Origin of the sequence: Flavobacterium sp. A45, from assembly GCF_002001005.1 — a bacterium.
Classification (GTDB): Bacteria; Bacteroidota; Bacteroidia; order Flavobacteriales; family Flavobacteriaceae; genus Flavobacterium.
On the sequence record NZ_MUNX01000107.1, the window covers coordinates 1 to 24221 of the forward strand.

The following is a 24221-nucleotide window of genomic DNA, read 5'->3' on the forward strand; positions in this document are numbered from 1 at the left end:
AATTATAACGACTTAAGGTGGTTATTGCGGCGGGGCTCACCTCTTCCCATCCCGAACAGAGTAGTTAAGCCCGCCTGCGCAGATGGTACTGCAGTTATGTGGGAGAGTATGTCGCTGCCTTTTTTTATAAAACCCCGTTTCTTACGAAACGGGGTTTTTTGTTTTATAAATGTATAGAATAACTAGGGATTAAAGCAAAAACGGTTCAGGTGCAAAAGTTGGGGATTATGCATAAAGATTGGATAATCTAAACAAGAAAAAATCTATATTTCTCACTCCTCTAAACGCCTTAAAGAAAAGCCTACTTCCTAAAATCAATTTTTTCTACGACATCAGAATATTGCTGGGTCCGGTAGTTGTATCTCCTCAGATGAAATGAATCACAGTTAAATTCAAAATTAATTGTAGTATTTCTGAAAAGTTCGTAGGCTGTTTTCATTTTTTTTGTATCGAGGCCACGCGCAATACTTAAGTGGGCATGCGCGTTTTTAATTTTAAAACCTAAATATAGATGTAGATCTATAATGAGATTATCGAGGTATTGTTGTGAGATTTGATCTAGCGCAATAAAGAAGGTTCTTTCTCCAAAGGAATCCCAAGCGTTAAAAGTCACTTTTTGTGAAATGGCTGTGTTGCAGAATTCTCTAATCCTGTCTAGATGAAGTTGGAGTGACAGTTCGTTTTCAAAGTTGATTACGGTAATATGAGCTGCTGCATTGACACTTCCAAACCAGCCAATATGTTTTTTGAGCAATTGTTTATAAGACATAACTAATGTTGATTGCTCAGATTTAGGAAAAATGACCAACGAGTAAAGTGGCGGAATGGTTTTCATAATTCATAAATAAGGGTTTGGCCGAGCATGAATGAAGGTAGTCTATGAAATAGTTCTAAAAACTAACCCGTTTTGGATACGTTATGTTTCTTTAAATCGTTTTGAATGAATATTGACAATCTTTTATGATTGGACATTCTGGGCATTTTGGAGTGGGGCGACAAATTTCTCTTCCTAAAAATGAAATCGCCATCCCTATTTCTCCCCAAATATTTTTTGGTAAAATTTGCATGAGTTGTTTTTCAGCTTTATTACCATCTTTTGTTTCTGAAATTAATCCAATTCTGGGCGACACCCGAATCACGTGTAAATCAGCGATGATTCCTTCAGCAGGAAGGTTGGCTTCCCGCATAATGACATTGGCTGATTTTCGCCCGATTCCTTTCAAAGCGGTTAGATTCTCCATGGTGAGTGGGATGTTCGTGTCTTCTTGGATAGTCTGCGCAATTTCAATTAGCCAGTTAGCTTTGGTGCCAAAATTCCGAACTTTTGAAATATGAGGAATTAATTCATCGGCATTCGAAATGGAGAGGCTTTTCATGTTGGGAAAAATTTCGAACAAAGCAGGCGCAATTTTATTGATATTGGCATCCGAATCTTGTGCTGACAGAACAACCATAACCATCAGTTGGTAAAGATTTTGGTAATCTAACGGATGCTTTCTGTCTTTGTATTTTTCCAGAATTGGGACCAATTTAGTTTCCAAATCATTTGTTTTTCCAAATAAATCCATTGCGAATAATTTTTGATTAATAATTCACTGATATTAAATTTTATTTCTCAATATCTTTTATAAATTCGTCGTACTCTAAATAAAATAGTTCCAAAGCATTCATTTTTTCATAGAAAAAATCAAAAATTTCATCCCAATATTTGCGGTTGCTTACACTTACATTCAATTTTTCAACCCAAATACGGCTAATGGTTTTTCCATTCTCAAGAGTGTGATTTTTTTCGAAAACTAAATCTTTTACAAATTCTTCTTCGAGTATGTTTTTTAAGGCTAATAATTTTTCGAAATATTGTTTACGCATTTCTGTATTACGCATTTCGATATCGATATGTACTTGTGCCTTGGTATTTTCGACATAGAATTTAAACGAGAAATCTTTAATTTTGGTATCATATAAAACCCATTTTCTAGGATATTTTTGAGCAAATTCAACCCAAAATTCATGTTTTAGTTTTTGATTTTCTTCTTTGCTGTACATATTGTTGTTCTTTGGGTGTTTAAATTTGTTTTGAACCTATTTCTAAAGTATATTTAGGTATTATTTTATTTGCAAAAATAACCTTTGATTATGGATTTTCAAGATTTTTTACAAATTGTTCCTCATTTGGATGCTGTTATTCTTCCTGGAGAAGCGGCTCATAACATTATGGTGCCAATTGAACGTCTTGAAATTTTTAAAAAAATAGATTTTGAACAGATAACGCCAAAAAATGCCGGAGTAATGATGCTGGTTTATCCTAAAAAGGGTGAAACACATTTGGTTTTGATTGTGCGGAATTCCTATAAAGGAGTTCATTCTTCCCAAATAGCTTTTCCAGGCGGAAAATATGAAAAGGAAGATGTCAATTTTATGCATACAGCATTAAGAGAAACTTGCGAAGAAATTGGAATTCACCAAGATAAAATTGAAGTTTTGAAAGCGTTTACTAATTTATACATAGTACCAAGCAATTTTATGGTTTACCCTTTTTTGGGGATTTGCAGAGATGAAATAGCTTTTAATCCCGATCCTATTGAAGTAGCTGGCATAATTGAATTGCCATTAAATACTTTTTTAAGTGATTCCATTGTAATCAATGCAGAAATGACGACTTCTTACTCTAATTCCATTGTGGTACCAGCTTTTAAAATTGACGACCATATTGTTTGGGGTGCTACAGCTATGATGTTAAGTGAGTTGAAAATTGTTTTGAATTCTGTTTTAGATAAAATCAGTTTTTGAATGGTCTGTTTTGTTAAAAGGGTTGACTTTTAATACTAAAAAAGGAAAAATAATCGTAATTTTGCAATCCCAAATCTAAAAACAAATAAACAATCTTATGGGATTATTTAAACGAAATCCTTTCGGACATATATTATTTATAAAAAAATGGCTGATTAGAATCTTTGGATTTATTAGCCATAGACGTTATCGTGGTTTTAATGAACTGCAAATTGAAGGTTCTGAAATTATTAAAAAACTCCCAGATACAAACGTTCTTTTTATTTCGAATCATCAAACTTATTTTGCGGATGTGACAGCAATGTTTCATGTCTTTAATGCCAGTTTAAGCGGTCGTGAAGATTCCATAAAAAATGTTTGGTATATGTGGAACCCCAAATTAAATATTTATTATGTTGCGGCCAAAGAGACTATGAGGGCAGGGTTATTGCCTAGAATTATGGCCTATGCGGGTGCAATTACCGTTGAACGAACTTGGCGTGCTAAAGGACAGGATGTAATCGAAAAAAAGGATGTGAATCCAAATGATACAGAGAATATTAAAATTGCATTGGCTGATGGTTGGGTAATTACTTTTCCGCAGGGAACAACAAAATCTTTTAAACCCGTTCGAAAAGGAACGGCTCACATCATAAAACAGCACAGGCCTATAGTTGTTCCTATTGTAATTGATGGATTTCGACGATCGTTTTGCAAGAAAGGATTGTATATGAAAAAGAAGGGAATTCTCCAGTCGCTTGTCATCAAAGAGCCTTTGGCCATTGATTATGATAACGATTCCATTGATGAAATTGTTGAAATGGTAGAATACGCTATCGAGCAACATCCATCTTTCCTGAAAGTAATTCCACTGGAGGAATTGCAGGAGCAAGAAGAGCTGAATAAAAAGAGACAATGGGAATATTAGAAGAAGTGATTAGTGAATAGTCCTAGTAATTAGCTTAAGCACATTTTGCAAATTACTAAGGACTATTAATTACTCTTAAACTTTACAAATCAATTTTCTTCAATTCTTCGAAGTTATTCTGCAAGCGCTTTAATAAAATACCATAGATTAATTTATAAATCAACCAGAATGCAAAGGTAAAAATTGCTGTGGCCAAAATTAATACAATGAACGATATTAAGGCTATGTTTAAAGGCATTTCGGGATGTACGACTCCGTTTTTAGAAGCTCCTTCCAAGTAGCCTTCGTAAAACAAATAGCCACCAAAAATAATAAAAAACACTGCAAAAAAGGAAAGGTTAAAAGCGATGTATTGCTTTACCACTTTTCGGGTTTTCAATATCGTGGAAATGAGTTTTTTGGTATTATCATCAACCGCAATTTTACGATACATCGTATAAAACTTGAAAATAAAGTACAAAATAACAACATAAAGGATCACAGTAGCGGCTATATAGTAGCCATAAACACCCAAATGCTTAATTAATTCCACATTTTTCTCGTCGTATTTGGTGAACGATAAAGCCAATCCTAAAAATAGCCCTAATCCGAGTTCTATGATACTCACTATAAAAATCCACTTCACTACCGAAGACGATTTTTTGTGAATCATTTTATAAATTTCATTTTCAGATACCTGTTCAAAAGAAGCTGCGTTCTTTTTCCAGTCTTTTTTTAATAAATCCAACTCTTTCATACGCCTAATGGATTTAATATTTTTTTTAATTTCCCTTTAATTCGATTCATTTTTACCCTTGCATTCACTTCACTAATCCCTAAAGTTTCCGATATTTCGGTATAATCCTTGTCTTCCAAATACATAAATACTAACGCTTTTTCAATGTCATTGAGCTGATAAACTGCTTGGTACATCAATTTCAACTGCTCCTCTTCCTCATAATTATATTCTATGTCATGCGTAAAATGTTGTCTGCCTTCGTACTCAACGGTTGCAATGCTGCGCTTACTTTTTCGATACAAAGTGATTGCCGTATTCAAGGCGACTCGATAAGCCCAAGTCGAAAATTTACTTTCTCCCCTAAATTTTGGAAAAGCTTTCCACAGTTGAATCGTGATTTCCTGAAACAAATCCTTATGAGCATCCTCACCAGAAGTATACAATCGACAAATCTTGTGGATTATATTCTGGTTTTCTTGCAGTTGCTTGACAAAAGAAGGTTCTAGATTTTCACTCATATTCCATTAGTACGAAACCCGCACATTTTGTTACAAAACAGTTTTTTTTATTTTAAATAAACAGGGTAATAAGGAGCAGAAATCAGTCATTCATAATAACTTTACTCCCGCTGTACGCTATATCTTTTTATAAGGCAAAAAAGCGTTATAAAAAGGATGCCGCTTCCATCGGGGCTAATCCGGAAATTTAGTTTTTCAGAATATCTTTTTAAAACAGAAAAACTATAACCGAAAAATCACAACGGCCTCACCTCATAATAATTAACCATTAAATTCACAAATTTACTGTAACTGTCCATGCCCTCTTTTTGTTGGTTGATTTTTAGGAAGCGATCATAAAAAGCGTGGAATCCTGTCTCAATTGGGGTTTGGTATTGTTCCCAAAAATCTTCACTTTCTTGGTAATTTTTTAAAATTCCCGGATGAACGGTTTTGAGTAATTTTTTTAATACTTCTTCGTTTCGTACTTGCCAATTCCCTAGACAATAGCGTAACGCCATACTATATCCCGAATATTGAAAATATAAATTGTCATTTTTTATAGAAGACATAAAGCCAATAAAATTACATTCACTTTCGCTCGCATATCCCATCTGATGAGCCATTTCGTGATTGGTGGTCATCGGGAAACTGTACATTGGACCTAAATAATTTACCTGCGCCTCATTGGTAAACGGATTCAGATAACCTCCAAAACCCATATAGGTGAGAGGTAAACTAAAAAGAGATTTCTTAATACTCAAATGCGAGTAAGTGAAAAAAGCATATTCTTTAGACAGGTTCTTATACCCATTTTGATTCATTTCAAAAACTTGGTTTTGCGAATAGGGAAAAACCACTTTTAAACTATCGTTTTTTGTGATTTGACTTTGAATAGCATTCGTTTTTGCGATTAGTTTTTTGGTAAAAGCCAATAAATCGGCATCGGTATAATCTCTTTTGATATTCATTTTTTCGAACAATGGTTGACGATAATAATTCAATGCCCAAAGGAAATGAAAGAAAAAATAAAATACCGAAAGAACACTCAAAACCGTTAGGATGTTATTTTTCCAATTCAACTTCCAAGATTTTCTGTTTTTCCAAAACCATTTTAAAGCAAATAAAATCAGGATAAAATAAATACAATCACCTATAGAAAAAGGAATTTTACCTAAAACAATTCTTGAAAACTTAGAGATAAAAACATAAATCCCGTTGCTATAAAACCGCTCTACATTTTCCGGGAAAAACCGAATGATTTTTAGGATTACAATTTGCATCAACAAGAATAAAGGGAGAATGTAATTTCGTTTCATTTTTTATAAATTGTATTGTAAAGAAACAAATTTTGGTGGATTATTTATTTTAAAATAATTTAAAACTTTTATAAAACTAGCTTTAGGAGTTTGTAACTTTGAGGTTTTATTATTTTAAACGTTTTTAATTAAAAAATATACAGCAGAATGAGTCAAGAGATAAGAAATCTAGAACCAAAAGCACTTTGGAACAAATTTGCCGATTTGAATGCGGTACCTCGTCCTTCCAAAAAAGAAGAACGTGTAATTGAATTTATGAAAGACTTTGGAACCAATTTGGGACTAGAAACTTTTGAAGATGAAATCCGAAATGTAATTATTCGCAAACCTGCAACTCCAGGAATGGAAAACAGAAAAGCCCTTGTGTTGCAAGGACATTTGGATATGGTTCATCAAAAAAACACAGATACGGTTTTTGATTTTGATACTCAAGGAATCGATATGTATGTAGATGGGGATTGGGTTCGTGCCAGAGGAACGACTCTTGGAGCCGATAACGGTCTTGGTGTTGCAACTATTATGGCAATTTTAGAAAGCAAAGACATTCCGCATCCAGCAATCGAAGCTTTGTTTACAATAGATGAAGAAACTGGAATGACGGGAGCATTGAATTTGCAAGGTGGAATTCTTAAAGGAGATATTTTATTGAATTTGGATACCGAAGAGGATGATGAAATAGGTATTGGATGTGCAGGTGGAATGGATGTTACCGCCACTGCCGAGTATGATGAAGAGGAAACTCCTGAAGGTTCTGTTGCTTATTCTATAAAGGTAAAAGGATTAAATGGTGGACATTCAGGAATGGATATTCACAAAGGTTTGGGTAATGCTAACAAAATTATGAACCGTTTATTATTTGACGGTTTTGATAACTTTGGATTGCAAATTTCTGAAATCAACGGAGGAAGTCTGCGTAACGCAATCCCGCGTGAAAGTACAGCGAAAGTAATCATCGCAGCCGTTTACGACGAGGCTTTTGTATTTGATATGCAACAAATTGTAAACGAAATCAAAGCTGAGTTTCAAACTACTGAACCTAACTTGGAAGTGGTTTTCGAAAAATTGGATACTGTTCCTGCAACAGTAATGCCAACAATTGCACAGTTTTATTTCGTTAGAGCGATGTATACAGCTCACAACGGTGTTTATAGAATGAGTGCAGATTTTGATAATCTGGTTGAGACTTCAAACAATATTGCAAAAGTAGTGGTAGGAGAGGGAAAACTTTCTGTTCAATGTTTGACACGTTCTTCAGTAGAATCGTCAAAATTTGATATGGCAAATGCTTTGCGTTCTGCATTTGAACTAATGGGTTGTGAAGTGGAATTCTCAGGTTCATATCCAGGTTGGTCACCAAATCCTAAGTCTGAAATATTAGATGTTTTGGTTTCTATTTATGAAAAACAAAACGGTGAAAAACCAAACGTGGCGGCTTGTCACGCTGGATTAGAATGTGGAATTTTAGGGACAAACTATCCTGATATGGATATGATTTCTTTCGGACCAACTATTCACGGAGCGCACTCTCCTGATGAAAGAGCAAGTATTTCTTCTGCTCAAAAATACTGGAAATTTGTATTGGAAATTTTAGAAAATATTCCTGTGAAATAATAAGGAATAATTAAAACACAAAACCCTCGTTTATTACTAAACGAGGGTTTTTTTAATATCAGTAATTAATCCCTTTTCGGGCTGTTTTTCTTTTCTCTCTTTTCTTCCTTTTTTTCTTTAGCGGTTTTAAGAGGCTCTTTTTTGACGGTTTTCTTAGCGTCTTGACTTTTTGACATGATTCTATGTTTTTTTGTTTGTTTTTAATTCTATTCTAGTAAAGGTACATCTTTTTTTAATTTCATTTAGTTATTACTGTTGTCTGTAAACTTCTACACTATCTTTTTCCAATCTTTGCTTGAGCCAATTCATTAATTTTCTTTTAGAATCTAATTTCAATTCAGTTTTACTTTTGTATAAAAGTACAGGAATAGTTTTTTCTTTGCTCGCATACTGTGTGATAGCAATTGGTTTAACTTCTGGAAAAAGAATTGCGACTTCTTTACTAACCTTTGTATTATTGGCTTGATAATTTGAAATCGTTTTTTGTAAATTATTAATCAGTTCATCTTTATCGGCTCCAGATTTTTTATGACTATTGATGGTATTTAGAATATCATTTTTTAAATCAAAAGTATCCTGTTTGATCAAGAGTTGCGTATTCATTAAATCATATTCTTTTAATTTTTGATTGAAGGATTTAATTTCTGCAGTGCTGAATTTTTTGGACAAAAAAGCCAATTGTATAATTTTTGGATTGGTATTATAATCTGTTTTTTTATAAATAAGGGTATATTTTTTTTGAGGAAACTCATTTTCAATAAATTCTTCTGTTCTTTGTGTGTATTTTTTTTCATCAAATAATCGATAAGCAAAATAAACACTTGGGATAATCATGATTAAAAGAAGTATGGTAATTCCTTGTTTTACTTGTTTTTGATGTTTTAAATCAATTTGTTTTGCGATAGGATATTTTAAAAATTTGACAATGATAAAAGTCGAAATACATATAAAAACACAATTGATAGTGTACAAATAAAGGGCACCTCCAAAAAATAAATAATTTCCAGTTGCCAATCCATAACCTGCAGTACATAAAGGAGGCATCAAAGCTGTGGCAATTGCTACACCCGGGATAGGATTTCCTTTTTCGACTCTCGTAACTGCAATAACACCAACCAATCCACCAAAAAAGGCAATCAAAACATCATATATGTTTGGTGAAGTACGGGCCAAAAGTTCCGATTGAACTTCTTTAAACGGGCTAATGTAAAAGTAAAGTGTCGAAACGATTAAGCTTACAATTGTTGCTATCGCAAGGTTTTTGATTGATTTTTTTACCAATTCAAAATCATACATTCCCAATCCAAAACCGGCTCCAACGATGGGGCCCATTAATGGCGAAATTAACATTGCGCCAATAATTACTGCAGTCGAATTGACATTCAATCCTACCGAAGCAATCACAATGGCACAGGCCAGAATCCACAAATTGGAACCTCTAAAAGATATATTGCCAATAATGTTTTCCAATACTTTTTTCTTGTCTTCTTCTCCTTTTTGAAGATCGATAAAGTTTAGAAATTTCTGAATTATTTTATTCATTCTTATTTTGTTTGAAAGAAGATGGTGTATATTTTTCTGTTGAAAGTAAATTTAAGCAATAAAAAAATCCCCAACTAGTTTATAATTGGGGAATAATCTTAAAAACTGTATTTAGCATTAATTTTTCTTTATAAATAAAATTAAACCGAGCACACTTACAATCAAAACAACCAATGCAGCAAGAACCATTGTCAAATCCCGCACGTTTTTTCCAGCCCAATCCATAAACAAGAACTTATGAAATATAGCAAAAGAATAACCTTCTATTTTATCTGAATTTTCGATAACTGCTGCTAGCCTTGAAGTGGATGTTTCGATAAAGTAAGTTGTTTTTTCAGGTGTGTCATAAGCTAACTTGATAACGGGCAAGCGTTTATTAACAAAACCATATTCTCTACTTTCAAATTCATTTAAAACCTTTGTTTCCAATAAAGGTGTGTCCTCCAGACTTGTTTTTTCAGTTGTACCAGCTTCCATTTCACAACAAGCCGCTTTTGCACCAGTATCACTAAAATAATGAGCCAGGAATTTAGCGTATTCTAAATCAAGGTTTGGTGTGATTTTGTTTGTTTTGGTATTTACATAAACAATTTCCGATTTTGGATTTTCTTTTTTGCCCCATTTGGATTTTGAATCCATTTTTGGTGCCTCATATTTTTTATTTTTGGTTAAGGCTAATTGACATCTATAGTAAATACTGTCATTTAACGTAACGAGACTTACATTTTCCATTCGGTTCCAGTCAATAGCAATGGCATTGTTTGGAGTATGGATGTCTTTTGTTTCAAAAATGGGTTCATACACCATTTTGTCCAAAGTGTACGGATTCCATTTGGTTGTGGCATGATAGGCTCCACTAAAAGCAAATGTCAATGTAAACAGTGAAACCCAAATTCCGATTTGACGGTGGTATTTTCGCAATCCTTTTTTAGGAGCTAAGCTATCGGTTTTTTTGAATTGTTTCCAAAACAGACCATAAATTACAATACCGCTAATGGCTGAAAAAAAGATAATAGAAAGAAATAGAATCATCACTGCAATACGAATACTATTATTGCTAATGGCATCTACAAAAGACCAATTGTGAAAAGTATCAAAAAACCAAATGAAGGCTTGTCTTGATTTTGGGTTAAAAGTGGCGAGTTTACTTGAAGATGTCTCTACATAAACTTCCATTCCGTCAGGACGATCGAATGTAGTTTTGTAAACCGGTAAATAGCGATTGACGTATTTGTATTGAGAAGTAAATTCGGTTACGATATCAGTCTTTACAATAGCGCTTTTTTGGTCATCAAGGAAATAGCGTGACAGCCAATGTGCATATTTTTGATCCCCATTTTCCAATTTTTTTGCATTGAAAGCATTAAAATATGAAAGTTCGTCTTTTACCGTTTTTATTTGGTAAAAGGTTGCATTGTCAAATGAAACGATTCTGAAATTCTTGAATTCGGTTATCTTGTTTTGTTCTAAAACTTCTTGAATTGAGAGCGCCAATTGGGTTTTATCAATTGGTTTGGCTTCAAGTCTTTCGTTGGCGATTGTGGGTTTGAAAAAATGCGCCATAAACGGATGCATCAATCCGGATAATGTCCAGAAAATAACTGGAATTAGCGTAATGATTCCTAATGTACGGTGCCACTTGTACATTTTCTGTTTCAGTTTTTTAACTAGTTTGGAATCTTTCTTTTTTGAAGTTTTTTCTTCTTTTACTGGTTTGTTCATTGTTTCTGTTTTTTAGCCCCGATTACTTCACTGTACTTTTATTTTCATTGGAGTTCAGTGAACTTCGTTTGCAGTGGAAATCCTTTTGTGTTTCGTCTTTTCAGACGTGACACAAAAGATTGCAACGGATAGCGGGATTAGCTCCTAATTCTTATTTTTTTTAATGAAAAATTATACTGCAGTCCGATCATAAATGTTCTTGGCGCAGCAGCGGTATAAGTAGGCTGGGCACTTGTTGTGTTTCCTCTGGATACATTATAAGCGTATAATTTGTCGGTAATATTGATTATGTTTCCGTAAATTTCTATTCCTTTCCATTCGTAGCCAGCTCTGAAATTAAAAATATCATACCCAGCATATTTTACTGTGTTGATTTGGTCTTGGTAATAATTCCCTACTGATTGCCATTCCAGCGAAGTTCTGAATTTTGGAAACCAATTCGGGTAATAACTGATTTCAGAATTTCCGGACCATCTTGGGGCTTGAGGCATTTCATTTCCGTTCAGGTTTTGCAAAACATCTGTCGAATTATCCGAAACTTTGAAGTCGATAAAAGTATGCTGGGCAACCGTTCCGCCAAATCGAATGTTCAGTTGATTAGAAAGCAGTTTGTAATTTCCGCCAAATTCTACTCCTTTGTGTCTGGTTTCTCCAACAGAACGATAGTCAGTTGAATTATCGGGCAGACGCACGCTTAATAATTCGTTTTTGCCTTCCATATAATAAACAGCATAATCAAAGTTTAATTTGCCTTCAAGGAATGATAACCACCCGCCAATTTCATAATTATCAAAAGGCGCCGGTTCCAGATTATAGTAGAACTCTGCTGGTTTTCCTGTTGTTCCTCCAGTTCCAGGTTTGGTTCTAAAAATGGATGTGATTCCGGGAGGAGCAAATCCTTGGGAATAATTTCCGTAAACGCCGGTAAATGAAACAGGATTATAGTTGGCTCCCGCTTTGAAAGTAGGTTTGTCATATATTTTTGTTCCTGCAGAATTGTCTTGTGCATTGTTGTATTCTACTTTTAAATTATCATATCGTGCACCAGCGGTAATAACCAATTTGTCAATAGGATTGAAACTCAATTGTGCATATCCAGCGGTATTGAAAATATCGGCTGTATAATTGGCTAATTTTATATCGGGACGTTCGGCAGTAATTTCATAATAATCTACCGTTTGTTTCCCGGGAGCTCCTAGGTTTAAATTGGCTTTCATTTCCAGTAAGTAAGACCAATATGTAACAGGAGAGTAATCATAAAGAGCTCCGCCAACAATTTTGGTATTTAAAAAATCAAATTTTTGAGTGTGTTGTCCAATGGCACCATAGCTTTTGAAATTATTGGAGTTGACTTCACCTTTTGCTGTTGTTGGATTCACTGTTGGACTCCATCTTATTCCGTATGATGGATTTTGCCCTAATTTGTTGTCACGGAAATAAGCAGTAATGTAACTATTGGCATTATCATTCCAATCGTGTTCTAAGGTCAATCGTGTTCTCAAAGCATTCGATTTACGATACGTAAAATCGGTGGTACTTTTGTAAGTTCTATTGTAGAAGGCATCTTCATTCACAGAACCGCTCATATCAGAATTGTATTTACCCCACATCGTGCTACTGATTAATCGGGTTTTATCGTTTATGTTATAGTCAAGTCTAAAATTAAGATTGTCTTTTTTGTAATCAGAATAAGTCATCCAGCCATTTTCTTGTAAACTGGAAATTCCTGCGACATGAAAACCGATTTTGCCAATAGTGGCTCCGCCAGCCGCTTGAATTCTTTTATAGCCCCATTGGTCTGCTTGGATTCCAAATTTGAATTCTGGAATTATAGAAGGTTTTAGGGAGATTAAATTTATTGTACCACCTACAGCTTCTGGACCATATAAAGAAGAAGCAGGGCCTTTTACCACTTCGATATTTTGAAGATTAAATTGATTAATTTCTAATAAAGCATTGTGGTTGAAAATTCCCATCGGTCGGATTGGTAATCCATCTTCCAGATATAAATAATATGCATTGGTAGTCATTGGCTGGCGAATGGACATCGAATGTTGTTCATTTCCAAGATTTACCATTAACACACCTGGTGTTTTGTTTATGATTTCATAAGCTGCAACGGCTTTGGTTTCGTTAATGGTTTTCGCGGTTAATTTGCTAACAGCTGCAGGTGTTTCTTTTCGTAATGTTGCAGAACGATTAGCAGTTATAAATACACTTTCAAGTTCTAGTGTTTTAGTGCTGTCTTTTTCGGTTTTATTTTGCGCAATAGTGATTTGCCCCAATAATAGGAGGGAAAATAGAATTTTTTTCATTTCTGATTTATATAAATTTGGAATAATAACAATTTTTTCATTGACTTTGAGCCAATGAAAAACATTTCAAAAAAGTTTGAAAAGTGAAATTAGAATTTATATAAAATAGGAGGGTGGGCGAAAGTTTGATAAGGAAACCGAGATTGGTTTTTTATCGAAAGAAAAATAATTTTTTTCGCTGTGAAAAGTAGAAGTAACAATTGAAAAATTAGTTTCCAAAGTATTTTGAATATAAACCAACTCCAATTTTTCTTTGAGGTTGTTTTGCATTTCTTTCTCATTGTCGTCAAATTGTTTTAAACTTTTTTTAAGTTCACAATTTCCGTTACACGTATTGTTAGCTATTTTTCTTTGAATACAAATGGTTTTGGCAATCTCGTCTTGGTTTATTTTAAATTTGGCATATATAATTATGTTTCCAAAAGAAGGAAGCAGTAATATAGAAGAAAGTAATATGACAAAAAATTGTTTCAGGCTGTTTTTGATTTGGATGTAAAAATACTTTTTTTCAAGATAGTTTTATCCTTTTTATTAAAAAAAAATCCCCAACTACTTTCGTAATTGGGGATTCAAATCAAATTTATTCTTTATTAAGAAACCAAAACCCACGCTCCGCTAGCGATTAAGCTTTCGGCTTTCTTGAATTTCATTTCCTGTGTTTGCCCATTGGCTACATTTTGAATAGTTACCGTGTCGTTACGGTTTATTTTTGGCTGGTCGCGAACGATAGTTTCCGTTACTTGTCTTTGCTGTGTTTGTCCAGCTTCTTGATTAGCACCTTCACTGTTTGGAATTTCGTCTTTGCTTAACTGATAATCTTCAACTTGACGTTCAATTCTTGCTTCTTCAATGACAGGAGCATTTTGAGCTGGTAAATCACCTTTGAATAAAAACGAAATTACATCTTTATTTACATTGTCAAGCATACCTCGGAACAAGTTGAACGCTTCCAATTTGTAAATAAGTAATGGGTCTTTTTGCTCGTGAACAGCCAATTGAACCGATTGCTTCAATTCGTCCATTTTGCGTAAATGTTTTTTCCAAGCTTCATCAACAATAGACAAAGTGATATTCTTTTCAAAATCAGCTACCAGTTGTGCGCCTTCCGTTTCATATGCTTTTTTCAGATCAGTTACAACATTGAACATTTTTATTCCATCAGTAAACGGAACTACTATGCGTTCAAATTGATTTCCTCTGTCCTCATAAACATTCTTGATAATTGGATATGCTTCTCTGGCACTTCTTTCTGTTTTTTGAGTATAAAATTCAAGGGTCGCTTTATAAAGTTTACCTGTGATTTCAATTTCGGTTAATTTAGAAAAATCCTCTTGTGATACCGGTGATGTAAAAGAGAAATAACGAATAATGTCAAATTCAAAATCTTTGAAACTGTTTTTGGCTTTATTTTCATCAACAATTAGTTCGCAAGTATCATAAAGCATGTTTGCAATATCTAATTTTAGACGCTCACCAAATAAGGCATGACGACGACGTTTGTACACTACTTCACGCTGTGCATTCATTACGTCATCATATTCCAATAAACGTTTACGAACACCAAAATTGTTTTCTTCTACTTTTTTCTGAGCACGTTCGATAGATTTGGTCATCATCGAATGTTGAATCACTTCTCCTTCTTGAAGTCCCATTCTGTCCATTACTTTGGCAACTCTTTCAGAACCAAATAAACGCATTAAATTGTCTTCAAGAGAAACATAAAATTGAGAACTTCCAGGATCTCCTTGACGTCCTGCACGACCACGTAACTGACGGTCAACACGACGTGAATCGTGGCGTTCTGTACCTACAATTGCCAAACCTCCAGCAGCTTTTACTTCCGGAGATAACTTAATATCGGTACCACGACCTGCCATATTGGTAGCAATAGTCACAACACCTGCTTTTCCAGCTTCTTCAACAATTTGCGCTTCTTGTTTGTGCATTTTTGCATTCAATACGTTGTGAGCTACACCGCGCATTTTTAGCATTCTGCTCAATAATTCTGAAATCTCTACAGAAGTTGTTCCAATAAGAACCGGTCTTCCTGCTTTTGATAATTCGGTTACATCTTCAATAACTGCATTGAATTTCTCACGAGTTGTTTTGTATATAAAATCTTCTTTGTCTATACGAGCCATTGGTCTGTTAGTAGGAATCTCTACCACATCCAATTTGTAGATTTGCCATAATTCACCTGCTTCGGTTACAGCAGTTCCAGTCATACCACCCAATTTGTTGTACATTCTGAAATAGTTTTGCAAAGTAACTGTTGCAAAAGTTTGTGTGGCAGCTTCGATTTTTACGTTTTCTTTGGCTTCAATGGCTTGGTGTAAACCGTCAGAATAACGGCGTCCATCCATGATACGTCCAGTCTGCTCATCTACAATCATGATTTTGTTGTCCATGATTACATATTCTACATCTTTTTCAAAAAGACTGTATGCTTTCAAAAGTTGTGTCAAAGTGTGAATGCGCTCGCTTTTTACTCCAAAATCTTGGAACAATCTTTCTTTTTCTTCTGCTTCAGCATCTTTGTCTAATTTTTTCTTTTCGATAGCAGCGATTTCGGTTCCAATGTCTGGAAGTACAAAAAAGTCAGCATCAGTATCTCCTGAAAGGAATTTGATACCATTATCCGTTAGACCAACTTGGTTGTTTTTTTCTTCAATCACAAAATACAATGCTTCGTCCACTTTTGGCATTTCGCGGTTGTTATCCTGCATGTATTGATTTTCGGTTTTTTGAAGCAATTGTTTGATTCCTTCTTCACTCAAAAACTTAATCAATGCTTTGTTCTTAGGTAAACTTCTGTAAGCTCTCAATAATAAGAAACCACCGTCTTTGGTATTTCCTTCTTTGATTAATTTTTTAGCTTCAGCAAGAAAACCATTTGCTAATTGACGTTGTAATGCTACCAAATTTTCGATTTTTGGTTTCAATTCATTAAATTCATGACGGTCTCCTTGAGGAACTGGACCAGAAATGATAAGAGGTGTACGGGCATCATCAATTAAAACCGAATCAACCTCATCGACAATAGCGTAATTGTGTTTTCTTTGAACTAAATCTTCTGGCGAATGCGCCATGTTATCTCTTAGGTAATCAAAACCAAATTCATTATTGGTTCCGTAAGTAATATCTGCATTATATGCATTTCTTCTTCCTTCAGTACTTGGTTGGTGATTGTCAATACAATCAACTGTCAATCCGTGGAATTCGAATAATGGTGCTTTCCAAGTACTATCACGTTTTGCTAAATAGTCATTCACGGTTACCAAATGCACACCGTTTCCAGTCAAAGCATTCAAGTACAATGGCAAAGTAGCCACCAATGTTTTACCTTCTCCTGTTTGCATTTCGGCAACTTTACCTTCGTGCAAAACCATTCCACCAATTAATTGAACGTCATAGTGAATCATGTCCCAAGTAATTTCTTTACCTGCTGCATTCCACGTGTTCGCCCAGACTGCATTGTCTCCATCAAGGGTAATATAACTTTTTGTAGCCGAAAGTTCTCTGTCTTTTGGGGTAGCAGTAACTATAATTTGTGAGTTATCCTTGAAACGTCTTGCTGTTTCTTTAACTACTGAAAAGGCTTCAGGAAGAATTTCCATCAATGTTTTTTCAGATATATCGTAAGCTTCTTTTTCAAGAGCATCAATAGCGATATAGATATCTTCGCGTTTGTCAATGTCTTCAATGCTTTCTACTTCTACTTTAAGGGCAGCGATTTTGGCATCTTTTTCGGCACGAGCTTGTTTTATTTTTTCTTTAAAAAAAATAGTTCTAGCTCTTAATTCGTCATTTGACAAGGATTGCAAAGCGCTTTCAAAAGTCTTTATTTTGTTTAAATACGGTTGTAAAGCTTTGACATCTTTCTCGGATTTATCTCCAACAAAGATTTTAATGATACTGTTTATGAAACTCATGATTTATTTTTATTTCTATTTAATGTAACTTGTATATCTGTGTAAAATTAAACAAAAAAAAAGCCTCTTTTGAGACTTTTTCTTGGTTTACTTTTTAATATTCATCCTCGTTCCAAAGATAATCTTCGTCCGTTGGATAATCTGGCCAAATTTCTTCCATTGATTCATATATCTCGCCTTCGTCTTCGATGGACTGAAGGTTTTCTACTACTTCTAATGGAGCTCCTGCTCTAATAGCGTAGTCAATAAGTTCGTCTTTGTTAGCAGGCCACGGCGCATCGCTTAAATATGATGCTAATTCTAATGTCCAATACATATTTGTCGATTTAGTTTGTGCAAAAATAAATTTTTTACTGAAAAAGACAAGTAAAAAATGATTTATTTTTTTTAAAGTTAAGAACGTATTTTCAGACAGCAGATTTAAGTTCACAGTTTTCAGATTTTAAAACTGAAAATCTATGCTAAAATACTGTATACTGCTATCCGCAAACTGAATACTTATTTTCTAGGAATCCATTTCACTTCATCAGCGTTTAAATCTAAAGACAACTTTCGTGCCAATACAAAAAGGTAGTCAGAAAGTCGGTTTAAGTATTTAATGGCTATTTCGGCAACAGGTTCATTATGACTTAAATGCACTGCTAACCGCTCTGCACGACGACAAACACATCTGGTTATATGACAATATGACACAGTTTGATGCCCGCCAGGTAAAACAAAATGAGTCATTGGCGGAAGTGATTCTTCCATAGTGTCTATTTCATTTTCTAATAATTCGATGTCAGACTCTACAATTCCAAGTTTTTTTAAACGAAGTTCTCCATTCTTCATTACTTCTTTTTCAGGTGGAGTAGCCAAGATTGCTCCCACAGTAAATAACCGGTCTTGTACTTCAATTAGGATTTCTTTGTAATGATTGTTTATTTCTTGGTCACGAATAAGTCCAATGTAGGAATTCAATTCGTCTATTGTTCCATAACTTTCTATGCGCGCATGGTCTTTTGGCACTCGGGTTCCTCCAAAAAGGGCAGTAGTTCCACCATCTCCGGTTTTTGTATATACTTTCATTTGAATTTCTGATTTCTGATTTCTGATTTTAAATTTAGATCAGAAGTCTCAAGTTAGATTAAATTTAAAACAAAATTACTGTATTAATTCTATTATTGAAGCAACAAACCGTTGTAGAGCACCTTCGCTAAGGTCGAAATACAAATCGGGTTCGATACATTCGATTTCCATTAAATGCAATTCAGTATCAATTACAATTCCATCAACTCGGGCATATAATAATTTGTTATGAAAAGTATTTACGACTTTTTGGGCTTTGTCTATTAATTCTTGGCTTGGTTGTATCAAAGAGTATCTTCCTCCAAATTGAGATTGCACTCTAAAATCACCATCAATTGGTTTTTTATTGACGGCATGGGAGAATTTTTTATTGAAAAAGATAAAAGAGGTTTCTCCCAATGTTTGGATTTCGGGAATGAATTCCTGTAAAAGCAATTCTTTCTCTTGTGCTATTTTAGTGTATTCGTCATTTGTTTTTTTGATATCCGAGACATTAAAAACAGATGTTTGATAGGAACCTGCAGAAAAAGCAGGTTTTAAAACTGCTTTTTTCCAATGTTTTGGAATTATTTCGGCAAGATTAAGATGTTCGGTTTTGTCGATGAAAATAGTGGGAAGAATTGAAACTCCTTGCTTTTCCATTTCACGTAAATAAAATTTATGCTTATTTTCCTTGATGATTTCAATTGGATTGAGTGTTTTAATGCCCAGTTGTTCTATTTGGTCAAGCCAAAGATTGAATTCGGTTTCTTTTTCGAAATAATCCCAAGTATTGCGAAAGATTAAATAATCAAAATCACTCCAATTGATGGTTTTGTCATTCCAAATCACCGCTTTTGCAATGAGGTCGTGTTTGGCTAGCTCTGGAATTAATTGTTGATCTGAGATTGTTAAATCCGGGAGCTTTTCGCAGGTTAGTAAACCAATTGTCATTTGCTTTTGAGGTCTAAGAATTTAAGGAATTGTTTATAGGTTTATTCTAAAAGTGTTATGCTGAATACGGTTATTTATATATTGTTTCTTCAAGATACTGATCCTTCACGGTATCGCTCTCGATAATTCCATCTCTCAATCGAATAACACGATGTGCATAAGCTGCGATTTCTTCTTCGTGGGTTACAAGGATTACGGTGTTTCCATTAGCATGGATATCTCCAAAAAGTTTCATGATTTCCAAAGATGTTTTACTGTCCAGATTTCCCGTTGGTTCATCGGCAAGAATGATTGAAGGTTTATTGACTAATGCTCTTGCGATGGCAACACGTTGACGTTGTCCTCCAGAAAGCTGATTGGGCTGATGATCCATTCTGTCGCCTAGATTTACCTGGTTCAATACTTCGGTGGCACGTGCGTTTCTTTCGGTTTTTGAATAGCCTGCATAAATCATGGGCAAAGCTACATTGTCAAGTGCAGTCGTTCTAGGTAAAAGGTTGAATGTTTGGAAAACAAAACCAATCTCTTTGTTCCGAATTTCGGCCAATTCATCGTCTTTCATGTGACTCACGTCTTTTCCGTTTAGAATATAGGTTCCGGAAGTTGGTGTGTCCAAACAGCCCAATAAATTCATTAATGTCGATTTTCCGGATCCCGAAGGTCCCATTAAGGCTACATATTCCCCTTTGTTAATTTCTAAATCAATTCCTTTTAATACATATACGATTTCGTTTCCTAGTATAAAATCTCGTTTGATATTGGTGATTTTTATAAGTGGGTTTTTCATTAGAATATAGGGTTGATGATTGTTGATTTTAGTTTTTAAAATTACAAAAGACTTTTTGATTTATGATAAGTAGTTACAGTTGATTTTTTGTTACAATTTATAGGGGGTAATATGTTTTTTTGTATTAATAGAATAATTTAATGTGTTTGGTTTAAGTTGATTTTGTTTGATCTTAGTTGCTCTCGGGGTATGCCCAAATGTATTATTCTTGTTCCATGCTTGTGAAATTAGCATTGAGACCTCATTTGTTTCATATTTTTTGGAATTGTTTATATAATTACCACATATAAATTAGATATGATGTAACTAAGGCTACATTTGATTCAGAAATGTAAAACATATCAAAATTATGAAAACTAGAGAAATATTATTAGGAGTGGCAGTGATTGCTTTGGGATTTTCATCTTGTAAGGATGAGAAAAAAATTCAAGCTGAGAAATCGGTAGAAACTTATGTAGTTTACGTAGATTCATTGGGAAAAATGGATTCTGTGGCGACTATAGAAAATTGGGAATCTATTCAATCTACTTATGAATTGCGAAATGCAGAAGCTGAGGCGGCTTTAGCTGATTTGAAAGATGATATAAAAGCCCAAGAGCGTATTAATGAAAGCAGAGCTAAATATGAAGAGTTGAAAGCTAGAATGGATGCAGAAGCTGAGGCTAGAAATAAAGCCATAGTTGCTGATAGCCCAAAACAACGATTGAGAAATGCATTGTTTGGTGTAGGTAAAGTAGGTGATGACATGAATTTTAACTGGGTAAATGCCAAAAATATCCTTAGTGTTTACCAACTCTTTGTTGATACAGCACAGAAAAACAAAGATAGTTACTCACGTGAGGATTGGGATGAAGTGAAGTTGATGTATGAAGCATTGGATAGTAGAAAAAATACTGTGGAAAACGAAGGACTTACTTCAAGTGATAACGGAAAAATTGCATCATTGAAATTGAAATTTGCACCAATGTATACTTTAAACAGAATGGGAGCCAAATCTTCAGAAATGGCTAACGCAAAAAAATAATTTATTATTAATTCAAAAAAATGGCAGTCAGTAATGATTGTCATTTTTTTTAATATTTATTTAATTAGTAAGAAAAAAAAAGTTAAATATATTTATTTATGTATTTTATCGATAGTATTTGTTATTTTATCGTTTTTTAGTTTTTTTAATTCAAATATAATCCGTAGATTTGTAACCATAGAATTTTAATTGTTATACACTTAAATAGTAGTGTGGTTAGTGTAGAACATATTTTGATAATTGCTACAACAAATTAGGTTGATTAGCCTATGAATAAAATCTTATACAAGGTTTTAATGTTTGGTTATTCAAAATGAAAAATTGACAGTCATGGGGGTGACTGTCTTTTTTTTGCTCTATTTCGAAATGTTTTGTCTTTATGGTTAGCTATAAAGAAGTTTAGGTTCGGATTATAAAATGCTGTTTGGGCTGTTCGTATCTAAAGAAAACCAATCCCCATTGAAAAGTATCAATGCTTACGGTTACTTTTGGGTGATTTTTTATAATCTCCCAAGCTTCTTCCATTTCTGCAGACCAGTGAATATCATCAAATATCCAAATGGTTTCGTTTGTAATTGTTGGTAATAATAAATCGAAATAGTCTAAAGTTGCTTTTTTAGAATGGTTGCCGTCGAAGTAGATCAGTTGGCCGTTTTCGGTTTTCAGTTGGCACTTCTGCAGGTAATTATTAAACTCTGTTACAACACATTCTACATTCTTACAATTGAATTTTTTCAGCTGCAGTTCAGCTTGTTTTGCGGTTTCCGGACAGCCTTCTAAAGTTATAATGGATGCCTTCGGATTTCCTAAAGATAGGGCAGAAGTGGCTAATCCTAATGATGTTCCAATTTCTAGTATGGTATCCGGTTGAAAATAATTTACAATCCTAAACAATAATTGGGCTCGTTTCGTTGAAATTCCAGCTGTTTTGGCAATCTGGCCAATTTGTCTGATATTGGATTTAAAAACACGCGAACCCGCACCAAAATCAGTTACTTCGATAGTGTTTTTGTTTTGTAAAAGCTCGTTTCGATACTTTTTTAAAATATCATATTCTGGTTTGAATTTCTTGTCATAAAAACATTTGGTCAGTAAATTAAAGACAAATGGCGAGTGAACAGCATGTTCGTTTTTGGAATGCCAAAGAAAATGTAAGTAGGATTTGATTTGAAAAAACATAGAGATTATTTCACAAAGATTCACAAAGAAAATGCGAAGATACACAGAGATTTCTTAAGTCCTATATATAAACTAAAAACTAAACTTTGCGTGTCTCAGTGCTTTCTTAGAGATTCTTTGCGAATGGTATTTATTAAAGTACATGCCAAAATTGAACTGTCCCAAAATTTAAAACTATATTTGCAAACTTGGAATTTATGGAGCGAATAGCAATGATTTTTTTATAATGATGAACGAAATAATAGGAGACAGGAATGTAATAACTTCCAAAGAAATAGACCAATGTATCGCTATTTTGACTCAATTGAATACTGATACTGACCAGATTTTTGATATTCCGAAAGAGCAAAGAACGGCTTTGATTAAGGCTGCTGGACAATTTTCGCGTCCGGATCGTGATGAACTTTCCCGAAGAAAAAAAGACGGAAAAGCAGTTGCCAAACGCAAACAGGAAAAGAAAGACAGAACGGCTCGTAAGGAAACTGGAATTCGTTCGGCGCGTGAAGCGAGTGTTTTTGTTGCTCCAAAATTGTTGGCTTCGCATGATTTGGCTTCCAAAGAACAGTTGGAACTTGAGACTCCTAGAAAATGTTACGTATGCAAAACGGAGTTTACCAAAATGCATCATTTTTACGATACGATGTGTTCTGATTGTGGCGATTTTAATTATGCCAAACGTTTTCAAACTGCTGATGTAAAAGGGCAAATTGCCGTGATTACTGGTTCCCGTCTGAAAATTGGATATCATATAACTTTGATGCTTTTGAGAGGCGGAGCGACTGTTATTGCTACGACTCGTTTTCCCGTGGATTCGGCTTTGCGGTTTTCTAAGGAGGAGGATTTTAATGAGTGGGGACATCGCTTGAAAATTCACGGATTGGATTTGCGTCATATTCCAAGTGTGGAGATTTTTTGCAATTTTATAGAACAAAAATACGGGCGATTAGATATTTTAATTAATAATGCGGCTCAAACCGTGAGAAGACCTTCGGGATTTTATACGCACTTAATGGAAAACGAAGAGCTCCCAATTGGTTCTTTGCCACAGCAGGCGCAAGAATTATTATTAGATCATACTAATTGTCTGGATGAATTGAAAGTGTTGACTTCGGGAGCTTCGTCCAACCAAAATATGCCGGTAACTTGGCACGGACCCGAACCTGGAATTGGTTTAAGGGCTTCCGCCAAATTATCGCAGATTCCGTATTCGTTTGACAATGCATTGGTAGCACAAGAAGTTTTTCCGGAAGGAGAACTCGATGCCGATTTACAGCAGGTTGATTTGCGAAAAGTAAACAGCTGGAGATTGAAATTGGGTCAAATCGAAACGACCGAAATGATTGAAGTGCAGCTCGTGAATTCGGTTGCGCCTTTCGTATTGTGCAACCGCCTTTCGGAAGTGATGAAGAAAGATAACACAGGAAAGAAACACATTATTAATGTTTCGGCAATGGAAGGGAAGTTTTATCGAGATTTCAAAGAAGATCGTCATCCGCATACTAATATGGCCAAAGCGGCTTTGAATATGCTTACACACACTGCGGCTGGAACTTTAGCCAAAGACGGAATTTTCATGAATGCTGTTGATACAGGCTGGGTAACCGATGAAGATCCTGCAGAATTAGCTAAAAGAAAACAAGAAGAACAGGATTTTCAGCCACCACTTGATATTGTTGATGGTGCTGCAAGGGTTATGGATCCATTATTTGACGGAATCAATACTGGGAAACATTGGTGCGGGAAGTTTTTGAAAGATTATCGCCCGATTGGTTGGTAAAAGCACATAGCCATCAAAGGAGAATAGAAACAAATTATAAAACAAAAAACCACAACAAATTTTTTTCTGTTGTGGTTTTTTGTTGGTCTGAAAAGGGACT

Annotated in this window: 20 protein-coding genes and 1 rRNA gene; 6 read left to right on the plus strand and 15 right to left on the minus strand. The window is 34.5% G+C overall.

Annotation, left to right across the window (positions count from 1 at the left end):
• Positions 1-13 precede the first annotated feature (13 nt).
• Positions 14-123 (plus strand): 5S ribosomal RNA (gene rrf, locus B0E44_RS13705).
• Between the two features lie 178 nt (positions 124-301).
• Here the strand turns inward: rrf and B0E44_RS13710 are convergent.
• The 3 genes from B0E44_RS13710 to B0E44_RS13720 form a co-directional block, all read right to left on the minus strand.
• Entirely contained in the window at positions 302-835 is a 534-nt protein-coding gene (locus B0E44_RS13710; protein WP_124019336.1) for a 2'-5' RNA ligase family protein, read from the minus strand.
• A 91-nt stretch (positions 836-926) separates the two neighbouring features.
• The gene (gene nth, locus B0E44_RS13715) at positions 927-1568 is read right to left on the minus strand and encodes an endonuclease III (RefSeq protein ID WP_077376277.1); all 642 of its coding nucleotides are present in this window, start codon (positions 1566-1568) and stop codon (positions 927-929) included.
• Positions 1569-1608: 40 nt separating this feature from the next.
• Positions 1609-2046: a DUF4268 domain-containing protein gene (locus B0E44_RS13720; RefSeq protein WP_077376280.1), complete on the minus strand. Its 438-nt coding sequence runs from the start codon at positions 2044-2046 to the stop codon at positions 1609-1611.
• A 90-nt stretch (positions 2047-2136) separates the two neighbouring features.
• Between B0E44_RS13720 and B0E44_RS13725 the strand changes: the two genes are divergently transcribed.
• A complete protein-coding gene (locus tag B0E44_RS13725) occupies positions 2137-2790 on the plus strand; it encodes a CoA pyrophosphatase (protein ID WP_077376283.1) in 654 nt (217 codons plus the stop codon).
• Positions 2791-2887: 97 nt separating this feature from the next.
• A complete protein-coding gene (locus B0E44_RS13730; protein WP_077376286.1) occupies positions 2888-3697 on the plus strand; it encodes a 1-acyl-sn-glycerol-3-phosphate acyltransferase in 810 nt (269 codons plus the stop codon).
• An 82-nt stretch (positions 3698-3779) separates the two neighbouring features.
• Here B0E44_RS13730 and B0E44_RS13735 read toward each other — a convergent pair whose 3' ends face one another.
• The 3 genes from B0E44_RS13735 to B0E44_RS13745 all read right to left on the minus strand — a co-directional run bounded on the left by B0E44_RS13735 (position 3780) and on the right by B0E44_RS13745 (position 6231).
• Positions 3780-4433, minus strand: a complete 654-nt coding sequence (locus tag B0E44_RS13735) for a hypothetical protein (protein WP_077376289.1) — start codon at positions 4431-4433, stop codon at positions 3780-3782.
• Positions 4430-4933, minus strand: coding sequence for an RNA polymerase sigma factor (locus tag B0E44_RS13740; protein WP_077376292.1), 504 nt, complete (start codon positions 4931-4933; stop codon positions 4430-4432). The genes B0E44_RS13735 and B0E44_RS13740 overlap by 4 nt, the downstream gene beginning before the upstream one ends.
• A gap of 236 nt (positions 4934-5169) precedes the next feature.
• The gene (locus tag B0E44_RS13745; RefSeq protein ID WP_077376296.1) at positions 5170-6231 is read right to left on the minus strand and encodes a DUF3810 domain-containing protein; all 1062 of its coding nucleotides are present in this window, start codon (positions 6229-6231) and stop codon (positions 5170-5172) included.
• 147 nt (positions 6232-6378) lie between these two features.
• Between B0E44_RS13745 and B0E44_RS13750 the strand changes: the two genes are divergently transcribed.
• Positions 6379-7842 (plus strand): aminoacyl-histidine dipeptidase, encoded by a 1464-nt coding sequence (locus B0E44_RS13750; protein ID WP_077376299.1) that lies wholly within the window; start codon positions 6379-6381, stop codon positions 7840-7842.
• A gap of 249 nt (positions 7843-8091) precedes the next feature.
• Here B0E44_RS13750 and B0E44_RS13755 read toward each other — a convergent pair whose 3' ends face one another.
• The 8 genes from B0E44_RS13755 to B0E44_RS13795 form a co-directional block, all read right to left on the minus strand.
• On the minus strand, positions 8092-9384 hold the full coding sequence (locus tag B0E44_RS13755; RefSeq protein ID WP_174565133.1) for a DUF389 domain-containing protein: 1293 nt from the start codon (positions 9382-9384) through the stop codon (positions 8092-8094).
• 117 nt (positions 9385-9501) lie between these two features.
• Complete coding sequence (locus tag B0E44_RS13760; RefSeq protein ID WP_077376302.1) at positions 9502-11106, minus strand: PepSY-associated TM helix domain-containing protein; 1605 nt, start codon at positions 11104-11106, stop codon at positions 9502-9504.
• A 137-nt stretch (positions 11107-11243) separates the two neighbouring features.
• The gene (locus tag B0E44_RS13765) at positions 11244-13421 is read right to left on the minus strand and encodes a TonB-dependent receptor (protein ID WP_077376305.1); all 2178 of its coding nucleotides are present in this window, start codon (positions 13419-13421) and stop codon (positions 11244-11246) included.
• Between the two features lie 590 nt (positions 13422-14011).
• Positions 14012-17353 carry a preprotein translocase subunit SecA gene (secA, locus tag B0E44_RS13775; protein WP_077376311.1) on the minus strand — a complete coding sequence of 1114 codons (3342 nt, stop codon included), beginning with the start codon at positions 17351-17353 and terminating at the stop codon, positions 14012-14014.
• 94 nt (positions 17354-17447) lie between these two features.
• On the minus strand, positions 17448-17669 hold the full coding sequence (locus B0E44_RS13780) for a DUF2795 domain-containing protein (RefSeq protein WP_007138072.1): 222 nt from the start codon (positions 17667-17669) through the stop codon (positions 17448-17450).
• A gap of 182 nt (positions 17670-17851) precedes the next feature.
• Positions 17852-18421 (minus strand): cob(I)yrinic acid a,c-diamide adenosyltransferase, encoded by a 570-nt coding sequence (locus tag B0E44_RS13785; RefSeq protein ID WP_077376314.1) that lies wholly within the window; start codon positions 18419-18421, stop codon positions 17852-17854.
• Between the two features lie 75 nt (positions 18422-18496).
• Complete coding sequence (locus B0E44_RS13790; protein ID WP_077376317.1) at positions 18497-19354, minus strand: RimK family alpha-L-glutamate ligase; 858 nt, start codon at positions 19352-19354, stop codon at positions 18497-18499.
• Between the two features lie 70 nt (positions 19355-19424).
• A complete protein-coding gene (locus tag B0E44_RS13795) occupies positions 19425-20141 on the minus strand; it encodes an ABC transporter ATP-binding protein (protein WP_077376320.1) in 717 nt (238 codons plus the stop codon).
• Positions 20142-20490: 349 nt separating this feature from the next.
• Between B0E44_RS13795 and B0E44_RS13800 the strand changes: the two genes are divergently transcribed.
• The gene (locus B0E44_RS13800) at positions 20491-21165 is read left to right on the plus strand and encodes a DUF6565 domain-containing protein (RefSeq protein ID WP_077376323.1); all 675 of its coding nucleotides are present in this window, start codon (positions 20491-20493) and stop codon (positions 21163-21165) included.
• Between the two features lie 399 nt (positions 21166-21564).
• Here the strand turns inward: B0E44_RS13800 and B0E44_RS13805 are convergent, their stop codons facing one another.
• On the minus strand, positions 21565-22344 hold the full coding sequence (locus B0E44_RS13805; protein WP_077376326.1) for an O-methyltransferase: 780 nt from the start codon (positions 22342-22344) through the stop codon (positions 21565-21567).
• Between the two features lie 226 nt (positions 22345-22570).
• Between B0E44_RS13805 and B0E44_RS13815 the strand changes: the two genes are divergently transcribed.
• Positions 22571-24121 carry an SDR family NAD(P)-dependent oxidoreductase gene (locus B0E44_RS13815; RefSeq protein ID WP_077376332.1) on the plus strand — a complete coding sequence of 517 codons (1551 nt, stop codon included), beginning with the start codon at positions 22571-22573 and terminating at the stop codon, positions 24119-24121.
• Positions 24122-24221: the final 100 nt, after the last annotated feature.

Bases quoted from the DNA above. Each gene is read 5' to 3' on its own strand.
- nth (WP_077376277.1), bottom strand. From the start codon at position 1,568: ATGGATTTATTTGGAAAAACAAATGATTTGGAAACTAAATTGGTCCCA.
- B0E44_RS13790 (WP_077376317.1), bottom strand. From the start codon at position 19,354: ATGACAATTGGTTTACTAACCTGCGAAAAGCTCCCGGATTTAACAATC.
- secA (WP_077376311.1), bottom strand. From the start codon at position 17,353: ATGAGTTTCATAAACAGTATCATTAAAATCTTTGTTGGAGATAAATCC.
- B0E44_RS13735 (WP_077376289.1), bottom strand. From the start codon at position 4,433: ATGAAAGAGTTGGATTTATTAAAAAAAGACTGGAAAAAGAACGCAGCT.
- B0E44_RS13805 (WP_077376326.1), bottom strand. From the start codon at position 22,344: ATGTTTTTTCAAATCAAATCCTACTTACATTTTCTTTGGCATTCCAAA.
- B0E44_RS13760 (WP_077376302.1), bottom strand. From the start codon at position 11,106: ATGAACAAACCAGTAAAAGAAGAAAAAACTTCAAAAAAGAAAGATTCC.
- B0E44_RS13780 (WP_007138072.1), bottom strand. From the start codon at position 17,669: ATGTATTGGACATTAGAATTAGCATCATATTTAAGCGATGCGCCGTGG.
- B0E44_RS13710 (WP_124019336.1), bottom strand. From the start codon at position 835: ATGAAAACCATTCCGCCACTTTACTCGTTGGTCATTTTTCCTAAATCT.
- B0E44_RS13730 (WP_077376286.1), top strand. From the start codon at position 2,888: ATGGGATTATTTAAACGAAATCCTTTCGGACATATATTATTTATAAAA.
- B0E44_RS13725 (WP_077376283.1), top strand. From the start codon at position 2,137: ATGGATTTTCAAGATTTTTTACAAATTGTTCCTCATTTGGATGCTGTT.
- B0E44_RS13745 (WP_077376296.1), bottom strand. From the start codon at position 6,231: ATGAAACGAAATTACATTCTCCCTTTATTCTTGTTGATGCAAATTGTA.
- B0E44_RS13785 (WP_077376314.1), bottom strand. From the start codon at position 18,421: ATGAAAGTATATACAAAAACCGGAGATGGTGGAACTACTGCCCTTTTT.
- B0E44_RS13740 (WP_077376292.1), bottom strand. From the start codon at position 4,933: ATGAGTGAAAATCTAGAACCTTCTTTTGTCAAGCAACTGCAAGAAAAC.
- B0E44_RS13750 (WP_077376299.1), top strand. From the start codon at position 6,379: ATGAGTCAAGAGATAAGAAATCTAGAACCAAAAGCACTTTGGAACAAA.
- B0E44_RS13800 (WP_077376323.1), top strand. From the start codon at position 20,491: ATGAAAACTAGAGAAATATTATTAGGAGTGGCAGTGATTGCTTTGGGA.
- B0E44_RS13815 (WP_077376332.1), top strand. From the start codon at position 22,571: ATGATGAACGAAATAATAGGAGACAGGAATGTAATAACTTCCAAAGAA.
- B0E44_RS13755 (WP_174565133.1), bottom strand. From the start codon at position 9,384: ATGAATAAAATAATTCAGAAATTTCTAAACTTTATCGATCTTCAAAAA.
- B0E44_RS13795 (WP_077376320.1), bottom strand. From the start codon at position 20,141: ATGAAAAACCCACTTATAAAAATCACCAATATCAAACGAGATTTTATA.
- B0E44_RS13720 (WP_077376280.1), bottom strand. From the start codon at position 2,046: ATGTACAGCAAAGAAGAAAATCAAAAACTAAAACATGAATTTTGGGTT.
- B0E44_RS13765 (WP_077376305.1), bottom strand. From the start codon at position 13,421: ATGAAAAAAATTCTATTTTCCCTCCTATTATTGGGGCAAATCACTATT.